The 18,962-nt window shown below is 42.5% G+C and carries 15 protein-coding genes; 13 read left to right on the top strand and 2 right to left on the bottom strand.

The features are described 5' to 3' along the window. Window positions 1–236: 236 nt before the first annotated feature. Window positions 237–2,810, bottom strand: coding sequence for a BamA/TamA family outer membrane protein (locus tag ABIC84_RS01760; RefSeq protein ID WP_429262487.1), 2,574 nt, complete (start codon window positions 2,808–2,810; stop codon window positions 237–239). A gap of 347 nt (window positions 2,811–3,157) precedes the next feature. On the opposite strand from ABIC84_RS01760, the gene ABIC84_RS01755 reads away from it, so the two are divergent. The 10 genes from ABIC84_RS01755 (at window position 3,158) to ABIC84_RS01710 (ending at window position 12,456) form a co-directional block, all read left to right on the top strand. After that, a complete protein-coding gene (locus ABIC84_RS01755; RefSeq protein ID WP_426586730.1) occupies window positions 3,158–3,457 on the top strand; it encodes a hypothetical protein in 300 nt (99 codons plus the stop codon). Between the two features lie 299 nt (window positions 3,458–3,756). After that, a complete protein-coding gene (locus ABIC84_RS01750; RefSeq protein WP_429262486.1) occupies window positions 3,757–4,821 on the top strand; it encodes a hypothetical protein in 1,065 nt (354 codons plus the stop codon). 10 nt (window positions 4,822–4,831) lie between these two features. Next, a complete protein-coding gene (locus ABIC84_RS01745) occupies window positions 4,832–5,659 on the top strand; it encodes a cytidylyltransferase domain-containing protein (protein WP_429262485.1) in 828 nt (275 codons plus the stop codon). 7 nt (window positions 5,660–5,666) lie between these two features. Beyond that, window positions 5,667–6,533, top strand: coding sequence for a transketolase (locus tag ABIC84_RS01740; RefSeq protein ID WP_429262484.1), 867 nt, complete (start codon window positions 5,667–5,669; stop codon window positions 6,531–6,533). 1 nt (window position 6,534) lies between these two features. Continuing rightward, entirely contained in the window at window positions 6,535–7,473 is a 939-nt protein-coding gene (locus tag ABIC84_RS01735) for a transketolase family protein (RefSeq protein WP_429262483.1), read from the top strand. An 11-nt stretch (window positions 7,474–7,484) separates the two neighbouring features. Further along, window positions 7,485–8,825 (top strand): aminotransferase class III-fold pyridoxal phosphate-dependent enzyme, encoded by a 1,341-nt coding sequence (locus tag ABIC84_RS01730; protein WP_429262482.1) that lies wholly within the window; start codon window positions 7,485–7,487, stop codon window positions 8,823–8,825. A gap of 2 nt (window positions 8,826–8,827) precedes the next feature. Further along, window positions 8,828–9,631: an SDR family oxidoreductase gene (locus ABIC84_RS01725; protein ID WP_426586718.1), complete on the top strand. Its 804-nt coding sequence runs from the start codon at window positions 8,828–8,830 to the stop codon at window positions 9,629–9,631. Window positions 9,632–9,646: 15 nt separating this feature from the next. Further along, window positions 9,647–11,086, top strand: coding sequence for an N-acetylneuraminate synthase family protein (locus ABIC84_RS01720; protein ID WP_426586716.1), 1,440 nt, complete (start codon window positions 9,647–9,649; stop codon window positions 11,084–11,086). Window position 11,087: 1 nt separating this feature from the next. Next, a complete protein-coding gene (locus ABIC84_RS01715) occupies window positions 11,088–12,071 on the top strand; it encodes a sterol desaturase family protein (protein WP_429262481.1) in 984 nt (327 codons plus the stop codon). Window positions 12,072–12,078: 7 nt separating this feature from the next. Further along, a complete protein-coding gene (locus tag ABIC84_RS01710; RefSeq protein WP_429262480.1) occupies window positions 12,079–12,456 on the top strand; it encodes a DMT family transporter in 378 nt (125 codons plus the stop codon). Window positions 12,457–12,464: 8 nt separating this feature from the next. Here the strand turns inward: ABIC84_RS01710 and ABIC84_RS01705 are convergent, their stop codons facing one another. Beyond that, window positions 12,465–13,385: a hypothetical protein gene (locus ABIC84_RS01705; protein ID WP_429262479.1), complete on the bottom strand. Its 921-nt coding sequence runs from the start codon at window positions 13,383–13,385 to the stop codon at window positions 12,465–12,467. 452 nt (window positions 13,386–13,837) lie between these two features. On the opposite strand from ABIC84_RS01705, the gene ABIC84_RS01700 reads away from it, so the two are divergent. The 3 genes from ABIC84_RS01700 to ABIC84_RS01690 all read left to right on the top strand — a co-directional run bounded on the left by ABIC84_RS01700 (window position 13,838) and on the right by ABIC84_RS01690 (window position 18,882). Then, window positions 13,838–16,456, top strand: coding sequence for a DUF5686 family protein (locus ABIC84_RS01700; protein ID WP_429262478.1), 2,619 nt, complete (start codon window positions 13,838–13,840; stop codon window positions 16,454–16,456). Between the two features lie 453 nt (window positions 16,457–16,909). Beyond that, window positions 16,910–17,080, top strand: a complete 171-nt coding sequence (locus ABIC84_RS01695; RefSeq protein ID WP_429262477.1) for a hypothetical protein — start codon at window positions 16,910–16,912, stop codon at window positions 17,078–17,080. A 389-nt stretch (window positions 17,081–17,469) separates the two neighbouring features. Further along, window positions 17,470–18,882 (top strand): pectate lyase family protein, encoded by a 1,413-nt coding sequence (locus ABIC84_RS01690; RefSeq protein WP_426586706.1) that lies wholly within the window; start codon window positions 17,470–17,472, stop codon window positions 18,880–18,882. The last annotated feature ends 80 nt before the right edge of the window (window positions 18,883–18,962 follow it).

Raw genomic sequence — 18,962 nt, 5'->3', positions numbered from 1 at the left:
ACGGGGCATTCAGGAAAGCTGCTCAGATCAATAACTTAAGAATTAGGAATTATAAAGAAATATATTTCAAGCCTGTTTAGTGCTTGGCATAAAGGCCTCTTAATTCTTCTAACATTCATACAGCCAGGCAAACCAACCATATAACAAACTCAAAATCAAATACTAACAAAAAAAAGCCAAAACCTTTCTGATCTGGCTCTTTCTTTATACTTTATGCTGGTTTTCGCAAAGGTTAATCACAACCTAAAGTTAAGTGATATATAAGGATACCAGCCTTCGCTTGAATGACCCGCCAGCAACTGCAATACTGTTAAACTTGCCGGCGCAAAATATAACCCGCCGCCCGTACCGGTATGCCACTTATCTGAGTGTTCATCCTTAATCCAAACGCGGCCGGCATCATAAAAGCCTACCAAACCTAACTGACCGGGTATAATGTAACTGGCAATGTCTGCAAGTTTAACCCGTCCCTGAAAATTATTAAATACCATGTGCTTACCCGCAAACCGGTTTTGCAGATAGCCAAGCAAGTTACCCTGCCCGCCTAAAAACATAGACTGGTAAAAAGCAGGGTTACCAAAACTTACACCACCGCCAACACGATCAGATAATACAATGGCACCTCCGGGGGTTAGCTTTTGATAATACGTAAACTCCGGCCTGATCTGCACAAATGATTTGGAGTAACTGTTAAGCCCTTCATACCCTTGCACCGTTACAGTAAAATAGTACCCCTTTGTGGGCAGGATATTATTATCGCGCTGATTTGTGGTATAATTAATCAATGCGCCAAGGTGAGCCTTATCTTTTCCAACTGTTAAGCTATCGTAAGAGTTGATGAGCGATGTTTGATTAATAAACCGCCCGGCATTGTCATGGAGGTCAAGGTGGTAAAACTGAAATGAGGGCCCTATGCTGATATCGCTGTTTTTGCCCGTATGCCACCGTAAAGCCGGATCAAACTGGTAAATATCATACCGGGTACGATAGTAAGTACGATAACCCTGAAATTTATTTAAAGGGCTTTCATTACCAAGACCAAAAAAGTTCACGGTATTATCCGGCGACTGGATGTTGGCTTGCATGGTAAAATCAGCTTTACCTACGGCATCTATCCACTCACCGCGGTATTTGATCCTAAAAGCATCCGTAGCAAATGAATGGGTTATCATTACCTGCTGCAAGGTTGAATAAGGCAACTTCCTGAATCCATCGTGCCCGGTATATTGAAAACCCAAACCGAGTAAAAAACCATCATCCTTATTTAATGCAGCTGTTGCCAACGGCATCCATACGTTATATAAGTTAGTTGGTAAAAACCGGGTGTTTAAAGTGTCGTTTGAAAGATGGTTGTTTAACTTGCCCACATCCCCTGTAAAATTGGTACTATCTCTCCGTCCGTAAAATTTCACTGTTTGTGCCGACTGCTTAACCTCAACAGTTTTGCTGCCTACACTATCAATCAATCTTAACTTAATAGGCGAGTTGGCATTATTAATAACAATACGGTCATCTCCGGCAGACGCATACAATCTTATTTCTTTAGTAATTTCGGGTTTATACACCATATCCATAAACTGATCTTTGGTTTCACCATCCTTGTTCAGTTTATTAATAGTTATTCGCATAGCTCTGTCCGGCGCATCGGCAATAGTGATCAGTTCGCCTTTATCGGTAGCACGGATATCCACTATCCGGTTAGTGAATTTATAATACTCACTCATTGCTGCCGGGATATTATCCCGGCGTTGTTTTAATATAGCAAGCAGCTCATTACGCCTTAATTTATAACTTTCTGCGGGCAGGCGTTTTAAGCTTTCTTCAAGCACGGCATCAGTTTCGGCTTTAACAAATTCATTGGCAATCTGCATCCACCGTTCATAGCTTATTTGCGCATCCGGGTACTGTTTCATGAACCTTGTTTTGAAAAGAGAATATTTCACATGCGGAATATCCCCGGTAAAATCTTCCAATAAGGGATCAATCCAGGGCAATGCAGCAATACTCGGAAACACGCCCTGTGTAACATGAAATACCTGGTCACGATCCCGGGGTATAGCAACATAGGTTTTACCTTTACCATTTTTAGTATCAGCCCAGCGCCATTGATCTTCGTGCCTGTCCCAGTCGCCCATTAAAAGATCAAGCATGCGGGCACGCAAAAAGCCTTCTCCATCCAGCCTGTTATCGTAGCTTTTAAGCAGCTGCCCTTCCATTTTAAGGGTATTATCCGACGAACCAACGGGCTCCCTTTCCTCTATCAAACATACGGTACCAACAAACAACTTACTATATTGTCCAAGTGCGGGATCTTCGGCCACAACACCTATAACCGGGTTAGCATGCGGCACGCGCGCTGCTTCAGCGAGAGGCGGCACGATCAAGGCCGAATACGGATGCTGGCCACTAAACTCGTCGCCAACCCAATCAACAGCAAAGGTACCTTGCAAATTTTCGGGCAACAGCTTATCCGGTGTTTTTTCAACACTGCGTAGTACCCATTCGCGGCCGGTTTTATCTTCCAAACGTAACGACTTTGATTCCATTCCGCCACCCTGTTTAATAGGTGTTAGCCCGCCATTTATTTGCGATATTTTTATAACCGGAAGCTTCACTTTCATGGCCCAATCCTTACGATAATTTTCGCCGAACAGCCAACGGTGGATACCAGTTACATCATCATATGACGCGTGAACACTTACAACGGTACTATCCGGAAATTTTTGCCAGGCCGATGGTGCTATGGCCTGCGCATTGGCGTACACAGCCGAACCCGTAAGGAATAAAAAAACAAGTATCTTTTTTGTCATGAGGTAATGTGTTTAAGATGCAGGGAGTTAAATACAATGAATTACTTGCAACATGCATACCAAACACACAATATCTTATATCACAGCAACTTAGCAAGCAACAACGTAAAAAAAATGACGATATATCGTTATTTATCAGGTATATTCTTAAATAACTCAATAATAGCTTTATTAATCATCGCCTATTTGTATCTCAATGTTGCGATAAAAATAAACAATCTGCGATTATTTTACACATCCGGCCGGAGGTTATGTTATTAGATTGTTGATATTGACCGATAACATTTGTCATTATCCTCTGCCGGTTTTTATAGATTTTGTTAGTTTTACCTTACTCCTGTTTATATATGTCACGTAACGATAAATCGCCACACATCCTTAATGCTGCATCAAATTTACTGGGCTTATGTTTTGTGGTGCTTACCTCATTAAAATTCCTGAAACTTTCCGAACGGACGTATATTGATGAAACAGTAACTATAGCCTTGGTTTTCTTTATGCTCAGCTGTATCTTATCGTTCCTTTCAATCAGGGGCAATATTAAGCCCGGCGGTCATCTCGAAACCTCAGCCGATTATTTTTTTCTCGGTGGGATGATCATTTTGTTTGTCACTGCCATTCTTATTATATTTAAGGTGATGGTTTAAAACGCTGCTACAAATAAATACAAGCAGAACCCAAACCCGACAACGAACTTATATTAAACGGGTTATCCCAATCAATACCGGCACTTTATTAACAACATACATTATTTGTTAATAAATAATACACTCCAACATCCTGCTTAATAATTTGATAACGCAGACTTCGCATTATCTAAAAATAGCCCCCCTACATTTATCAAATTATAAGGCGTTGCCCTTTGCTCTGCCTCGTAATTTAAAATTAAAATGATAAAATTATTAATCATTGAATCTAAACGCAATTGCTGATTGAGATAAAAAGGATGAAGAAAATATTATTCATTACCGGTTCAATTAATCAAACCACGCAAATGCATCAGATAGCTAAGGAGCTGCCTGAATTTGACTGCTGGTTTAGCCAGTTGTTTACTGATAACACTACTTTAAATACTATCATTAATAAAACAACCCTGCTTAGCGGCACGGTGCTATCTACCAAATTCAGGATTCTCGCTGAAGGGTATCTAAAAGACAACAATCTACAGATAGACTTTCAGGCCAAAAAGCACAAATATGAGCTTGTGGTTTATTGCACCGACCTGATTGTGCCTCAACGTATGCTTAACACCAAAACTATCTGGGTGCAGGAAGGTATGATTGATCGTTACACTCCCTGGAGCAGCGTTATCAGAAGTCTGAAACTTCCTCCTACGCTATGTGGCAATACCTCGTTAAACGGGTCTTCAAACATCTGTGATGTTTACTGTGCGGCATCAGAAGGTTATAAACAGTACTTTATGGACAAGGGTACCGATGAACGCAAAATTGTGGTAACCGGTATGCCTAATTATGACAACCTGGTTCAACACGTAAATAATGATTTTCCGCATCATAACTATGTAATGGTAGCCACTACCGATATGCGCGAAACATTCCGCATTGAAAACAGGATTGCCTTTATTAAAAAGGCGGTAAGAATTGCCAATGGCCGCCCGCTGCTCTTCAAACTTCATCCTAATGAAAACTTTGAACGGGCCGAAAAGGAAATCTACGCTAATACCCCGGCCGGTACATTGGTATACAGGCATGGCAATACCAACCATATGATAGCCAATTGCTGCGAGCTTATTACCCAATACTCAACCGTAGTTTATACAGGTATCGCCTTAGGCAAAAAGGTCCATTCGCTTTTTGATGTCAATGAGCTTAAAAGGCTTGCGCCTATCCAAAACAATGGTGTATCAGCAAGAAATATAGCTGCTATTTGCCGCGGTTATTTAAACCATAATGGCGATAAGGAAAGCTTTGATCCGGAATTTGCTATGGAAAAATACCAGGTTAGCCAGCAGGAGGCCCGGTTAACCGAAGAACTAATAGCTAACTGGTAATCATTTTACCGTGAAAGAAAAGATATTAATAGTAGTACAAGCTCGCATGGCTTCAAGCCGGCTACCTGGCAAAGTAATGTTGCCTATATTGGGTAAAAGCCTGCTAGCCCGGATGATTGAGCGGCTTCAAATGATCAGCCATGAGGCAGAAGTAATCATTGCCACATCCGAAACGCCGGATGATGATATCATCATCAACGAAGCTATCAACATAGGTGTCCCTTATTATCGTGGCAGCCTGAATAACCTGCTCGACCGCCATTATCAGGCCGCGAAATTGCATAATGCGGATGTTGTATTAAAGATCCCCTCTGATTGTCCGCTGATTGATCCGCGCATCGTTGATCATGTATTGAATTACTTTTTTGCCAACCGCAACGATTTCGATTTTGTAAGCAACCTCCACCCGGCAACTTATCCTGATGGCAATGATGTGGAGATCATGACCATGGAATGCCTTACCAAAACATGGGAAGGTGCAACGCGCGAGTTGGAACTGGAGCATACTACTCCTTATATCTGGGAAAACCCGCAACTGTTCAGGGTTGGCAATGTAACCTGGCCTGCCGGTTTGGATTATTCTATGTCGCATCGCTTTACAATTGACTACGCAGAAGACTATTATTTCATAGAGCGTGTATTCCGCGAATTATATGCAGATAACAATAATTTCTCGTGCGATGATATCCTTAACCTGCTCAATCAAAAATCCGAGATCTATAACATCAATGCACAATATGCCGGGGTAAACTGGTATCGGCACCATGTAGATGAGTTAAAAACCATTACATCTGCCCAAACCAAACAGGCACCCACAAAAAACTTACAGGAATTATAACAAGCGAATGATAACAGTGGAGAACAACAATTACCAGGGATTAACAGACACCGCTCTGAAGGTACGGGAGCACATCATCCGCATGTCTACCGATGGCGGGTGTTTTACAGGTGCATCGCTATCGGCGGTCGATCTGATCGTTTATTTATATAGTCGCTTTTTAAACATTAACAAGGATAATCTTGATGATCCAAACCGCGATTACCTTTTTTTGTCAAAAGGCCATGATGTGCCTGCCTTGTACGGCACTTTTGCCGAACTGGGCTTATTGGAAAGAGAACGTTTAAAAAACCACCTGCTACTTAATGACCATATTTACTGGCACCCAAACACCAAAATTCCGGGTATCGAGTTTCACTCAGGCTCGTTGGGGCATTTGCCATCGGTAGCCATTGGTGTTGCTTTGGACCTGAAGATCAGCGGCGGCACAAACAAAGTTGTTTGCATTTTAGGAGATGGCGAACTGAATGAAGGCTCCTGCTGGGAGGCCATGCTGGTAGCCAATGCTTATAAACTGGATAACCTGCTGTTCGTGGTTGACCGTAACCATTTTCAGGCCAATATGCGTACCGAAGACCTGATTCCGCTGGAGCCGCTTGCCGATAAATTTGAAGCCTTTGGCGCGGCAGTTAAAAGAATAAACGGCCACAGCTTTACCGAGCTTGATGAAGCATTTGGTGCTTTCCCTTTTCAAACCGGCAAACTCAATGTAATTATTGCCGATACCGTACGCGGCAAAGGCCTGCCAAGTATACAGGAACGCGCCGATAGGTGGTTTTGCAATTTCAATGCAGATGAGATTCAGCAACTTTTACTGGAGCTGCATGGCGAACATCAAACAACATTAACATCAGAAACTTTAGTGGTGCGATAAGATGAGTTACGAAGAACTTTTAACCCAAACAGCCCTTGCCAACGAGCAGGTGATTGTAATGACCGCCGAAAACCGTGCATTGGTACGTAACCTGCCGGGCATATTAGGCAAACGTTTTATTGATACGGGTATTACCGAGCAAACCATGATCGGTGCAGCAGCGGGCCTTGCCCTGCGTGGCCGCACCCCCGTGGTACATGCGCTTGCCGCTTTTTTAACCATGCGCGCATTTGAGTTTGTACGTACCGATGTTGGCATTGCCAATTTGCCGGTCAAGCTAAGCTCGTTCATCCCCGGTTTTTTATCAGACGGCAACGGCCCCACCCACCAGGCCATCGAAGATATTTCAATCATGCGCGGCATCCCCAACGTAACCGTTTTCGCCCCTGCCGATGAAGATGATCTTGTAAAAATGCTGCCACAGATCTGGGAAAGCAAAAGCCCGGCATACACACGCATCAACACACGCAAAACCACTTACTTACACGAACCTTTTACCCCAGGCAAAGCCGAAGTGATAGCCGAAGGCAGCGACGTAACCATCTTAACCTACGGCCTATTATTTGAGCAAGCACTGATTGCCGTTGAAATGCTGAAAAGCGAAGGCCTTTCTGTTGGTTTGATCAACATGCGCAGCCTTAAACCTGTTGATGAGCAGGCTATATTGAAAGCATCGGCACAAAGCAAACTGGTAGTTACGCTTGAAGACCATTTTTTAACCGGCGGTCTTTACACCATTGTAGCCGAAGTTTTATTAAAACACCGTACCACAGGTAACGTACTACCTATGGCTTTGAACGAAAAATGGTTCAGACCGACACTGCTTCCATCTGTATTGGAGCACGAAGGTTTTACAGGCAAACAGATTGCCGAAAAAATACTGGGTTACCAAACTGCCCACAACCAACCACAAATTTTAACACCTGAATTTTCAGAATAAAAATATCGATCATGGCTAATAAAATTGAGCTTAACAACAATTATCCCGACATCACCGAATCGGATAAATTATACGAACGCGCTTTAAAAGTTCAGAAACCTGTTACGCAAACCCTGGCTAAAGGCCCGGGGCAATTTACCAAAGGCGTGGCTCCAAAATACCTTGTAAAAGGTAAAGGATCGCACGTATGGGATGTTGACTGCAACGAATACATCGATTTAAACTCGGCCATAGGCCCAATCTCTTTGGGTTATGCTTACCCTGCAGTTGACGAAGCTATTCGGCAGCAATTGAACGATGGTATCACCTTTTCATTGATGCACCCTTTGGAAGTTGAACTTTCTGAACTGGTACAACAGGTTGTGCCGAATGCCGAAGCAGTAAAAATCTCTAAAACAGGTGCCGATGTATGTTCTGCTGCTATCCGTGTAGCACGTGCGTTTACCGGCAGGGATAAAGTATTTTGCTGTGGTTATCATGGCTGGCATGACTGGTATATCGGCATAACCAGCCGTAACTCCGGCGTACCTGAAGCTATCCAGGATTTAACTTACACTTTTGAATATAACGACATTGAATCAGTTAAAGCTGCTTTGGATGAAACTGTAGCAGCGCTGATACTGGAGCCCTTCATTTTTGAGGCACCAAAACCAGGCTATCTGCAGGAACTTGCCGAAGTTTGTAAAGCTAATGGCACCCTGCTTATTTTCGATGAAATGTGGACTGGTTTCCGTGTAGCCGTTGGCGGCGCACAGGAATATTTCGATGTTAAAGCTGATTTAGCCGTATTTTCAAAAGCATGTGCCAACGGTATGCCAATAGCATTGTTAACAGGCCGCGCCGACGTGATGGAGTTGTTCAACTCTGAAGTATTCAGCTATACAACCTTTGGCGGCGAGGCTTTATCATTAGCGGCTTGCATCGCTACCATCAATGAGCTTCGCGATAAAAAAGTACCTCAATATCTTGACGAGCATGGTGCGCTCTTAAAAGATGGCTATAACAGTCTTGCCATTGAATTGGGCGTTGATAAATACACACGCTGCGTTGGTTTTAACTGCCGCAGCATGGTAACCTTTACCCCTGATGCCGGCAACGGCCTGGAAGTGAAAACTTTCATGCAGCAGGAAATGATAAAACGCGGTGTACTTTGGGCCGGCTTCCACAACATGTGCTACAGCCACACCACCGAAGATATCGATTATACCCTTGCGGCTTACCGTGATGTGTTACCGTTGTTAAAGGCGGCTATCGAAAGAGGTAATATCAAAGATCAGCTGAAAGGTGAAGTGTTAGAGGCCGTTTTCCGTAAGGTGAGCAATTACAACATCAAACCTAAAAGCATAGCCTAATTATGGATCTGTTTTCATTAAAAGGGAAAACCGCCGTAGTAACGGGCGCTTTAGGTTTGATAGGCCGTAAACATTGCGAGGCCCTTGCAGCAGCAGGTGCAAATGTAATAGTAGCCGACATAAACGCCGAAGCAACCAGGGCATTTGCCGCACAACTGGGCGATATGCACCTGGGCCTGGGTGTTGACGTAACCAGCAAGGAATCCTTAATTGACGCGCTCAACGCAACGCTTGATAAATATGACGCTGTTGATATATTGGTGAACAACGCCGCCATTAACGATAAATTCGAGAATCCGGCCATGGCCAAGGAGCTATCGGCGTTTGAAAACTATCCGTTAGAGGCTTTCCAGCAATCGCTTAACGTAAATATCACCGGCGTGTTTTTATGCTCGCAGGTATTTGGTACACAAATGGCCCTGCACCGCAGTGGAAGCATCATCAACATAGCATCAACCTATGGTATGGTAGGGCCGGATCAAAGCATTTACCGCGATTCGCGCGGGCAGCAAACTTTTTACAAGTCGGCAGCATACCCGGTTACTAAGGGGGCTATCATCAATTTCACCCGCTTTTTAGCAGCCTATTGGGGCCATACCGGCGTGAGGGTAAATACCCTTTCTCCGGGCGGCGTTGAAGCCGGACAAGCCGAAGATTTCATTGGCAACTATTCAGCAAAAACTTTATTAGGGCGCATGGCCCAAGCGTCAGACTATCAGGGCGCGCTTATATTCCTGGCCAGCGAGGCATCGGCTTATATGACCGGCGCTAACCTGGTTGTTGACGGAGGATGGACAGCTATTTAATTTAAACCAACTATTATGAACGAGATTTTGAAACAAAAGGCGGCCGGCATTAAACTATTGCTAACCGACAATGACGGGGTTTTAACAGATGCCGGCGTATATTACAATCACGACGGCGAGCTTTTAAAAAAATTTAGCATGCGCGATGGTATGGGGGTTGAGCGCCTTCGCAAATTTGCTGGTGTAAATACAGGGATCCTTACCGGCGAAAACTCACCGTCATTAATTAAAAGAGCTGAGAAATTACAGATCGCCGAACTTCATGTAGGTATAAAAGATAAAGCCACTATTTTCAAAGAAATCTGCAGCCGATTAGATCTACAACCTAACGAGGTTGCCTTTATCGGAGATGATTATAACGATCTGGAGGTAATGAAGCTGGCCGGTCTAACCGCTTCGCCTGCCGATGCCTTACCGCGTGTTAAAGCCCAGGTAGATTTTGTAAGTTCATTAAATGGTGGCGATGGTTGTTTCCGCGAATTTGCAGAGCTAATTATTGAAGCTAAAAGTGATAAATATCTATCAGGCACCAGGAACGGTAGTATCGCTTTGCAAAATGGCCGTGTAATTGGCAAAGGCCAGCCAAGCTATATCATTGCCGAAATTGGGATCAACCATAATGGTTCGCTTGAAACCTGCAAAAAATTAATTGACGAAGCTGTAGCTGCGAAAGCTGATGCTGTTAAATTTCAAAAACGTACACCCGAAATTTGCGTACCGCGCGATCAGTGGGAGATTGTGCGTGATACCCCATGGGGCCGGATCACCTATATCGATTACAAACGTAAAACCGAATTTGGCATAGCCGAATATGCAACCATCGACCAATATTGCAAAAAAGTAGGTATCGATTGGTTCGTATCTGCCTGGGATGCGCCATCTGTTGATTTTATGGAGCAATTTGATACCATCCTGTACAAATTAGCATCGGCATCATTAACAGATTTTGCCCTGATCCAACGGATTTTGGAAACCGGCAAACCTTTGATGCTTTCAACCGGTATGTCAACCATGAAAGAGATTGAAACCACTATGGATTATATCAATGCCTTTGATGAAAACTATCCCTTGTTTATCGCTCACTCAACTTCGGCTTATCCATGTCCTCCGCAGGAGCTTAATCTTAAAATGATCCAAACGCTTGAGAACAAATATCCGGGCATCCCAATCGGTTATTCGGGCCACGAAACAGGCCTGGCAACTACAGTAGGTGCTGTGGCTATGGGTGCGACATTTGTTGAACGTCACTTTACGCTCGACCGTGCCATGTGGGGGTCTGATCACGCTGCATCTGTTGAGCCACAAGGGTTGCAGCGCTTAGTACGCGATATCAGGGATGTGGAAACAGCAGCTGGTGACGGTGAAAAACGTGTTTACGAATCAGAACTTGCGCCAATGAAGCGTTTAAGGGTGAACATCAGCGACGAATACAAAGAGAAGCCAAGCGTTAAATAAAATGTCTCCGGAAAAATTAACTACCATAATTACATCCATTATCCTTTTTTGCTGGATAGGATTCATCATTGCCTGGGAAAGGATGTCTCCTTACAGAAAGGGACTTAAATTTTTCAGGGAAGGATTTTGGATTGATTTGGTATGGTATACGCTGATACAAAGCTACTTTTTAAAGATCATCATTTTCGATTATATCATTACGCCGTTAAAAGCGCAGTTCGATTTGTCGCATTTTCAATTTGTAAGTAGCTGGCCGGTGGCATTACAGGTATTGTTCTTCCTGTTTACACATGACCTTTATATTTACCTGTTCCATCGCTTTCAGCATTCCAATAAATTTTTCTGGCGTATTCATGAGGCGCACCACTCGGGCAAGGAGGTTGACTTTTTAGCCGGTTCACGTTCGCACATCATGGAGATCATCATCAATCAAACTATTGAGTTTGCACCTATCATTTTGTTAGGTGCAGACCCAATAGTTATACCGATAAAAGCTATGTTGGATGCCATGTTTGGCATGTTTATACACGGCAATATCAAGGTAAATATGGGCAAGCTTAAGTATATTATTAACTCGCCCCAATTGCATTTATGGCACCATGCCAATTACCAGGAGGTTTTTCATGCCAACTTCTCTACCAAGTTTTCATTTTGGGATTACCTGTTCGGTACCGCATATGATCCCGGGCACACGCCGGGCAACAAACCCGAAAACTGGGGTCTTTACTACGATTACCCTAAAGATTACTTTTTACAGCATGCCTTCAGCGTAAAACGCTTCGACGAAAAAAAACTACTCAAATACCGCTGGTTCAACTGGTATTATCACCTAAGGCCCCGGTTTATGAATTGGCTGATAGCAATCATGCCTGCAAAGCTAAAAACTGCCATTCCTGTTAAAATAAACAGCGCGCCTAAATTGGAGATTGAGCAACAACCAGTTACCTTAGTAACCGAACAAGAAAACGTACTACAACAAAACTAACAACATATTGGCCTGGCTATATATTTTAATCGCAGCCGCGTTTGAAGCGGCCTGGACGTTCTCGCTAAAATTCATGAAATTCAGCGATCTGAAGGCGCTCCGTCTTAACTCTGTATTAAGCCTGCAGCATGGATTGCCTGTATGGTTGCCTTTTGTAGGTTATATCGTATTTGGTATTGGCAATATCTATTTCTTCTCATTGGCTATAAAACTGGTACCAACCGCCGTCGCGTATGGTGTTTGGACGGCCGTAACGCTCATCCTGATCAAATTAGTCGAAGTTTCGTTTTTAAATCAGCGCCTCTCCTACGTAGAAATATTTTTCATGCTACTGATCATGACAGGCGTTTTAGGTTTGAAATTTTATGGTCCGGAAATAAAATAAACTTACTGTTATTTGCCCAATGCTTCCTTTCTTAGCTTCGCCCTCAGAGTATCAAACCGCACCCAATAAATGTGACAATCCTTTTCGCCGGTGCCTTTGGTATAAAACATGTACTTACCATCGGGAGTTACATATTGGCCCCAGCGATGGGCATCACCACTATTAATCAGCGGACCAAGGTTTAGCGGTACTGTCCAGCTATGATCGGGCTTACGGAAAGTGATTCCAAGCTCACACTCATAATCGGGCTTTTCCTTGTAACTGATGATCATGTATGATTCATCAGACGCTACGTAAAAATCACCGTCGAATGCTGGTGTATTAATAACCGGGCCAAGGCTTTTAATAACCGTGTCTGTTTTAGAAATGGTAAGCGTACAAAAATCGTAAGTGCTGTAATCTTTTACACTTCCTGCGTTGGCGTTGCTGCCAACATAAAATGTCCCGTTATTGGTTGGCATAAAATCATATAGCCCATAGTTCTTTTTTAGAAAAGCGACGGGAGTTGTCCAACCTGTTTTATTACGGTGCGATACCCAAACAAAGGCGTGTTTACCATCCCCCTGCCCGGCAAAATACATACGCTTACCATCAATAGAAAACGTTGGTGCATAATATCCATAGTTAAGCACAAAGGGGCCGCGCCACTTATTACCTTTATATTTAAAGTAACGGATCTTATTGCCCTTTGAATTAAACCAATGCATAGCATTGCAATAATAAAATTCTTTACCGTCTGCAGAAAACGCCGATCTATCCATTGCCATACCGCTATCCGGCTCCAGCATTTGCTGTGCAAAAATACGCGGCGTATCATTTGGCCGGATTTCACCCAAATAAGCGCTTTTGCTGTTGAGAAAATTATTTTGAGCGAATAAAGAATTGCAAAAGCAGCAGCCTAAAAACAAGGAAATGATAAAGGTTTTCATGATTTGAAGACAATTTATTTTAGTGGGGAATATATATGTAAAGCAAAGTTAGGAGCTGCGGTTACAAACGCCCGTTCAAACTTGCTCAAGTTTAATTCAATTAAAATCAAGCCCGATTAACGCTTACCATCTCTCAAATTGAAGTGAGTGATATACCGGTTAACTTGTTACCACTGCTATTTGACTGCGTTAAACCAATTAAAAAGGTGCAAAGGGGAAGCAGGCCATGTTTGAAGTTGAAATAAAAGGGAAGGACATGTTACTTGACAAAAACAGTAAGTTCTGAAGGCAGATTAATAAGGGCGTCACAATGCTGTTAATCTTAAAATAATACAATCCTCCGAGACAATTCAAATTTAATTTGTACGTTTAGGAAAAATGAAACGTATTCCCGGGTCACTCCTGTAATACGCGTAAAACTGAACCCTTTTGTTTTTTTAATCTGCCACAATTTGCTATCTTCTTTTGAGATTTCTTTCCGTACATCAGGTTCAATACAACGGCTATTTCCTTATATTTTAATTGTACTATTTACAATCCCGCTGTGTGGCGTAGCGCAACAGCCGGATAGCTTAAAAAAAGCATCGACACAAGTAACAACAAGCGTCCGTGGGCAAGTAGTAGATGACGCCTCGGGGCAGTCGCTTCCGGGTATTAACATTAAGCTTGTTGGTAGCAGGTACGGAACCATTGCGGATGCCGACGGGAAATTTGAGATTAACGCTCCCGGAGCTTTTACGCATATTACTTTCTCGTACATTGGCTATCAAACTATTACTAAAATAATTAAACCCGGACAGGTTAATACTCTTCATATAAGATTACACGATAGTCAAACCCAGCTAAAAGAAGTTAAGGTAGTTTCCGGAAAAAAACAGCGTTATCGTAATAAAGGAAACCCGGCGGTTGAACTTATTCAGCAGGTTATCGACCATAAAAAGCAAAACCGCATGGAAAGTGCCGATTACCTGCAATATGATCAGTATGAACGGATCAATTTATCGTTTATCGATGTCCCTTCCAAACTAATAAACGGCCGTTATTTTAAAATGTACAAGTTTATGCTTGATACCGTGAAAAATAACGGGCAAACCCAGATACTGCTCCCCACCTACCTCAGCGAAAAACAATATCAAAATTATTACCGGAAAGAGCCGTCTAAATCCATCCGGGTGCTCAAAGCACAAAAAGAAGCCAACATTCTTAAATTTATCGATACCGCGGGCTTGGATGTGTATATGAACCGTCTTTACGGTGATGTAATTGATATTTATGATAACAATGTTTTTATCATAACCAACCAGTTCCTGAGTCCTATTGCCGATCACTCGCCCAATTATTACAAATTTTTTATTACCGATACCATACAAACAGCCAAAGAAAAGCTGATTGAGCTAAGTTTTACACCACGCACCAAAGGCGACCTGCTTTTTGAAGGCAAGCTATTGGTAAGCATGACCGGCAACTATGCTGTACGGAGCTGCGAGCTCAATGTAAATAAGCAGATCAATATCAATTTCATGCGAACGCTCAAGATCACGCTTGATTTTGAGCAGAACCCTAACGGCCGGTATTTTTTAAGCAAAAGCGATGTTAAAGCCGATTTCGGCATCTTAAAAAACAAAGGGCTTGGTTTAATGGGCGAACGAACGGTAATCTTCTCTAACTATATAGCAGACAAACCGCTTCCCGCCACATTTTACGATGGCAAGGAACTGCAGATAGCCCCCGATGCAGACAAACCCGACACCTTATACTGGGCACATAACCGGCCGGATACACTGTCCGATCATCAGTCGAAGATGTACCCGCGCATCTCCCGGTTAGAAAAAATGCCGCAATTTAAACGGGCAACCTGGTTTGCAGCTACGTTTACCGGTGGTTATGCCAAAGCAGGCCCGGTGCTGATAGGCCCTATCGGCACATTTTATTCCCGGGATAGCCAGGAAGGTTCCCGCTTTCAGATAGGAGGACGTACCAATCCCGAATTAAGCAAATCAATATACTTTGAGGGCTTTGGCGCTTACGGTACGCGAGATAAGGCTTATAAATACAATATCGCAACCTTTTACTCATTCAATAAAACACCTTTTTACCGCTACCCTAATGACTATCTTAAAGCAAGCTATTTAAATGACGTTAATGTGCCCGGGAGGGATCTTTCTACTATCAATCAGCAAGCCGCGCTTTCTTCATTTTCGACAGGAAAAACAATATACTGGCTTTACAGTAAGATTGCTAAAATTGAATATGTAAAGGATTTTGAAAATCATTTTTCGTTCGATCTCGCATTCAGGAACTGGAACCAACGCCCCGCCGCGTCATTAGTTTTTCAATATAATGATGATGCCAATACCCTGGTTCATGATATTACTACCAGCGAGCTAAACCTCGCTTTCAGATATGCACCTCATGAACAAATATTACAAGGAACAGTATACCGCCGTACCATCTACAGCAAATACCCCATCATGAATTTGCAGATCAATCATGGTTTTAGAGGCTTGTTCAATGGCGCGTATGATTTCACCAGTGTTAAAGCAAGCATTTTCAAGCGCTTCTATCTCTCGCAGCTTGGGTACACAGATATTACCGTACTTGGAAATTATTTGGTGGGCAAAGTACCTTTCCCACTCCTGAACTTAGCCCCTGCGAATCAGTCATTGGCTTATGACGAGGACGCCTATAACCAACAGACTTATCTCGAGTTTGTAAGCGATCATTACGCGGGTATCAACTTAACGCATAGCTTCAGCGGCTTTTTACTGAATAAATTCCCATTGATAAGACATCTGAAATGGAGAGAATATTTATCAGCCAAAATATTATTCGGCGGCTTGCGTAACGAAAATAATCCACTCTATTCGCCTAACTTGTTCCGGTTCCCGGTTGGTGGTAATGGAGCAAATGGCACTTACGCCTTAGGCACTAAGCCTTATATAGAAGCCGGAGTAGGTATAGGTAATATCTTTAAGTTTTTGCGGATAGATGGAATCAAGAGGTTTAACTACCTTGACCATCCGGGCGCCGCGGAATATGGTGTTAAATTTAGTTTCGCCCCGGATTTTTAAAGTAGGTTCCGGTTGCAGCCGGAACTTAAGTGTAACAGTTAAAAATTATACTTTCCCGGGTCTATATTTCTTTATCACGAATCAGGCTGACTAAAAAGGATGCGGCTGTATCACAAGTCAAATTGACCACTCTTGATGTTGTGTTACCTATAAATTGAAGGTTTAGCCGATAATATTATATAAAAAGGTGGTTTACGCATTTCTTGAGAAAACACTACTCAAATTATTGATCATCAACAATATAATAAAAAATCAACCCTAAATTGTGTTAACTCTGTAAACCCCCTTTTTAGTAAAGCCAATCCAAAGCTATATTCGCTCAAGTATCTGAATAAATAAAAAAATGAGGCTGATCATAATTGGTGATACGGCTCATCCGCAGGTAAAATAATTGATAATATTAATGCTGATTCCCCCAGAGGGAAATTACAACTCATTTATGGATGTAACCCAATGGCTTATATTACTGAACAAGCAGGCGGCAAAGCATCAGATGGATACAAAAGAATTATGGAAATTGAAGTAGAGGAACTGCACCAGCGACTTTATATTTATTGGCTCAATGGATATGATACTCAAAGCCGAAGAATTTATGTCATCATTTTTCTCCAAAATTATTTGTGAAGTCGTTTAAAGGACAAGTTAGAATTCAATAAGTATGTTGAAATGTCATAGTGACCACGTTAAGTGCCAGCTTTTTGTAAAGCTGCCTTCACAATTTAATGCTTTAATTGCAAGTTAAAAATACTGGGCAAAACATAGTTTTGAAGTGCCATAAGACAATAATCGACGAAAATTGTTTTTTCTTTTGAACTAAAATTGTCATTTAAATGTCATGAAGTGTGAAATACTTCACAACTACACGTGTCACAAATACACATAACTTTATACGTTTAAACAACAGAATCAGCATTTTTGAACTATTTATGCTTTTAGTCTATATCTTTAGGTAAAAATTAACGGTAATTTTTAATATAAGACCACGTTTCGAGGGCTTAATTAAAAATTATAACATGCAAAAAACAAAATCTTTAAAAAAAATGACTTTTGGCAGTTTGGCACTGAGCGCAATTATCCTCATCGGAAGTTGCTCCAAAAATGCAGACCAACCAGTAACCGTTCCAATTAATGATTTAAACGCCAGCAAAAGCCTGGCAACAACAGCCCCCACCGTCTACACGATGGCCACATCTTCAATCCGGTTAGATGAAGGTTACTCTTACAAATTCAGCCCCGTTCAGGTAAGCGGCGATTCAAACACGCAGCCAACAGCGTCAACACTCCAACTTTATGAAAATGGTGTTGCGTTAGGTCCGGCTCATTCTGTTCACAGTGACATCAGAAACCTTGGTAAAGGGCGTTACAGTCACTGGGATACCGGATTGTATTTCTCAACTTCCGACAATAGCAGCCCTCTGACAAACGGAAGAAAGTACACTTACACCCTTACCGGTACAACAACTACTACCACCACAACCGCTCCGGCTACAAGTACTTCAACAACAACCGCATCGGGCTCCGTTTTGAGTACAGTATTAACCGGTTACGCTGCTGTTAACGGTACAACAACCGGTGGTAAAGGCGGTACCACGGTAACTGTAAACACACTGGCTGCGTTCAAATCTGCGGTGTCAGGCAATTCGCCCAAGATTGTGTATGTTTCCGGAACAATTAGCGGATCAGGCGTAACTCCTGTGTATGTTGGTTCAAATACCACCATCATCGGTAAAACCGGCGCCGTTTTATCAAGCCTTAACCTTTACCTGTTCACTGTAAGCAATATCATTATCCAAAACGTTACGTTTAGAAACTACGTAACCGAATGCGGTGTTTACGTTAAATTCCAGTCGAATCACGTTTGGATTGACCATTGCGATTTTGCAACAGACCGCAGCCATGGCTGGGATTACTGGGGTAAAGATATCGGCGTTGCCGAAGGCTCTGACTACGTAACCATTTCATGGAACAAATTCCATGACACCTACTTGTCATTGCTTATTGGCTCGGTAACAAGCGATGCTGTTACAGCCAACACCGGCAAGCTACATGTTACATTGCACCACAATTACTGGTACAATGTGGCCGAAAGGGAACCAACATTGGTATTTGGTAGCATCCACATGTACAACAACTATCATTTAAACAATGACGGTTATTCTATCGGTGCAAGGTACGGTGGCACAGTAAGAACAGATAATGAGTATTTCTCAGGCTGTAAAAAACCACTTACTACTAACTTAGATGGCGATCCCGTAGGTTACTTCAGCGGGGTATCAACCAACATTTATTCTAATTGCGGTGCCAATAACATTACCTCATCTTTATCAAGCTGGGTGCCGTCATACGCTTACAGTTCATTGCTTGATGCTGCTGCCAACGTTCCGGCAGTAGTAACAGCAGGTGCTGGTGTTAAAACAGTTAATTAAATTATTCCCCCCTTTTTAAGTAAAGGCCGCTTTTATGATAAATCATAAAAGCGGCCTTTACTTTTTATTGATCCCGACTC

It is taken from the genome of Mucilaginibacter sp. 3215, assembly GCF_050433785.1.
Taxonomy (GTDB): Bacteria; Bacteroidota; Bacteroidia; order Sphingobacteriales; family Sphingobacteriaceae; genus Mucilaginibacter.
This window is presented reverse-complemented; position numbering and strand designations above follow the sequence as displayed.

Bases quoted from the DNA above. Each gene is read 5' to 3' on its own strand.
- ABIC84_RS01760 (WP_429262487.1), bottom strand. From the start codon at position 2,810: ATGACAAAAAAGATACTTGTTTTTTTATTCCTTACGGGTTCGGCTGTG.
- ABIC84_RS01740 (WP_429262484.1), top strand. From the start codon at position 5,667: ATGATAACAGTGGAGAACAACAATTACCAGGGATTAACAGACACCGCT.
- ABIC84_RS01735 (WP_429262483.1), top strand. From the start codon at position 6,535: ATGAGTTACGAAGAACTTTTAACCCAAACAGCCCTTGCCAACGAGCAG.
- ABIC84_RS01695 (WP_429262477.1), top strand. From the start codon at position 16,910: ATGGCTTATATTACTGAACAAGCAGGCGGCAAAGCATCAGATGGATAC.
- ABIC84_RS01690 (WP_426586706.1), top strand. From the start codon at position 17,470: ATGCAAAAAACAAAATCTTTAAAAAAAATGACTTTTGGCAGTTTGGCA.
- ABIC84_RS01750 (WP_429262486.1), top strand. From the start codon at position 3,757: ATGAAGAAAATATTATTCATTACCGGTTCAATTAATCAAACCACGCAA.
- ABIC84_RS01705 (WP_429262479.1), bottom strand. From the start codon at position 13,385: ATGAAAACCTTTATCATTTCCTTGTTTTTAGGCTGCTGCTTTTGCAAT.
- ABIC84_RS01730 (WP_429262482.1), top strand. From the start codon at position 7,485: ATGGCTAATAAAATTGAGCTTAACAACAATTATCCCGACATCACCGAA.
- ABIC84_RS01720 (WP_426586716.1), top strand. From the start codon at position 9,647: ATGAACGAGATTTTGAAACAAAAGGCGGCCGGCATTAAACTATTGCTA.
- ABIC84_RS01755 (WP_426586730.1), top strand. From the start codon at position 3,158: ATGTCACGTAACGATAAATCGCCACACATCCTTAATGCTGCATCAAAT.
- ABIC84_RS01725 (WP_426586718.1), top strand. From the start codon at position 8,828: ATGGATCTGTTTTCATTAAAAGGGAAAACCGCCGTAGTAACGGGCGCT.
- ABIC84_RS01715 (WP_429262481.1), top strand. From the start codon at position 11,088: ATGTCTCCGGAAAAATTAACTACCATAATTACATCCATTATCCTTTTT.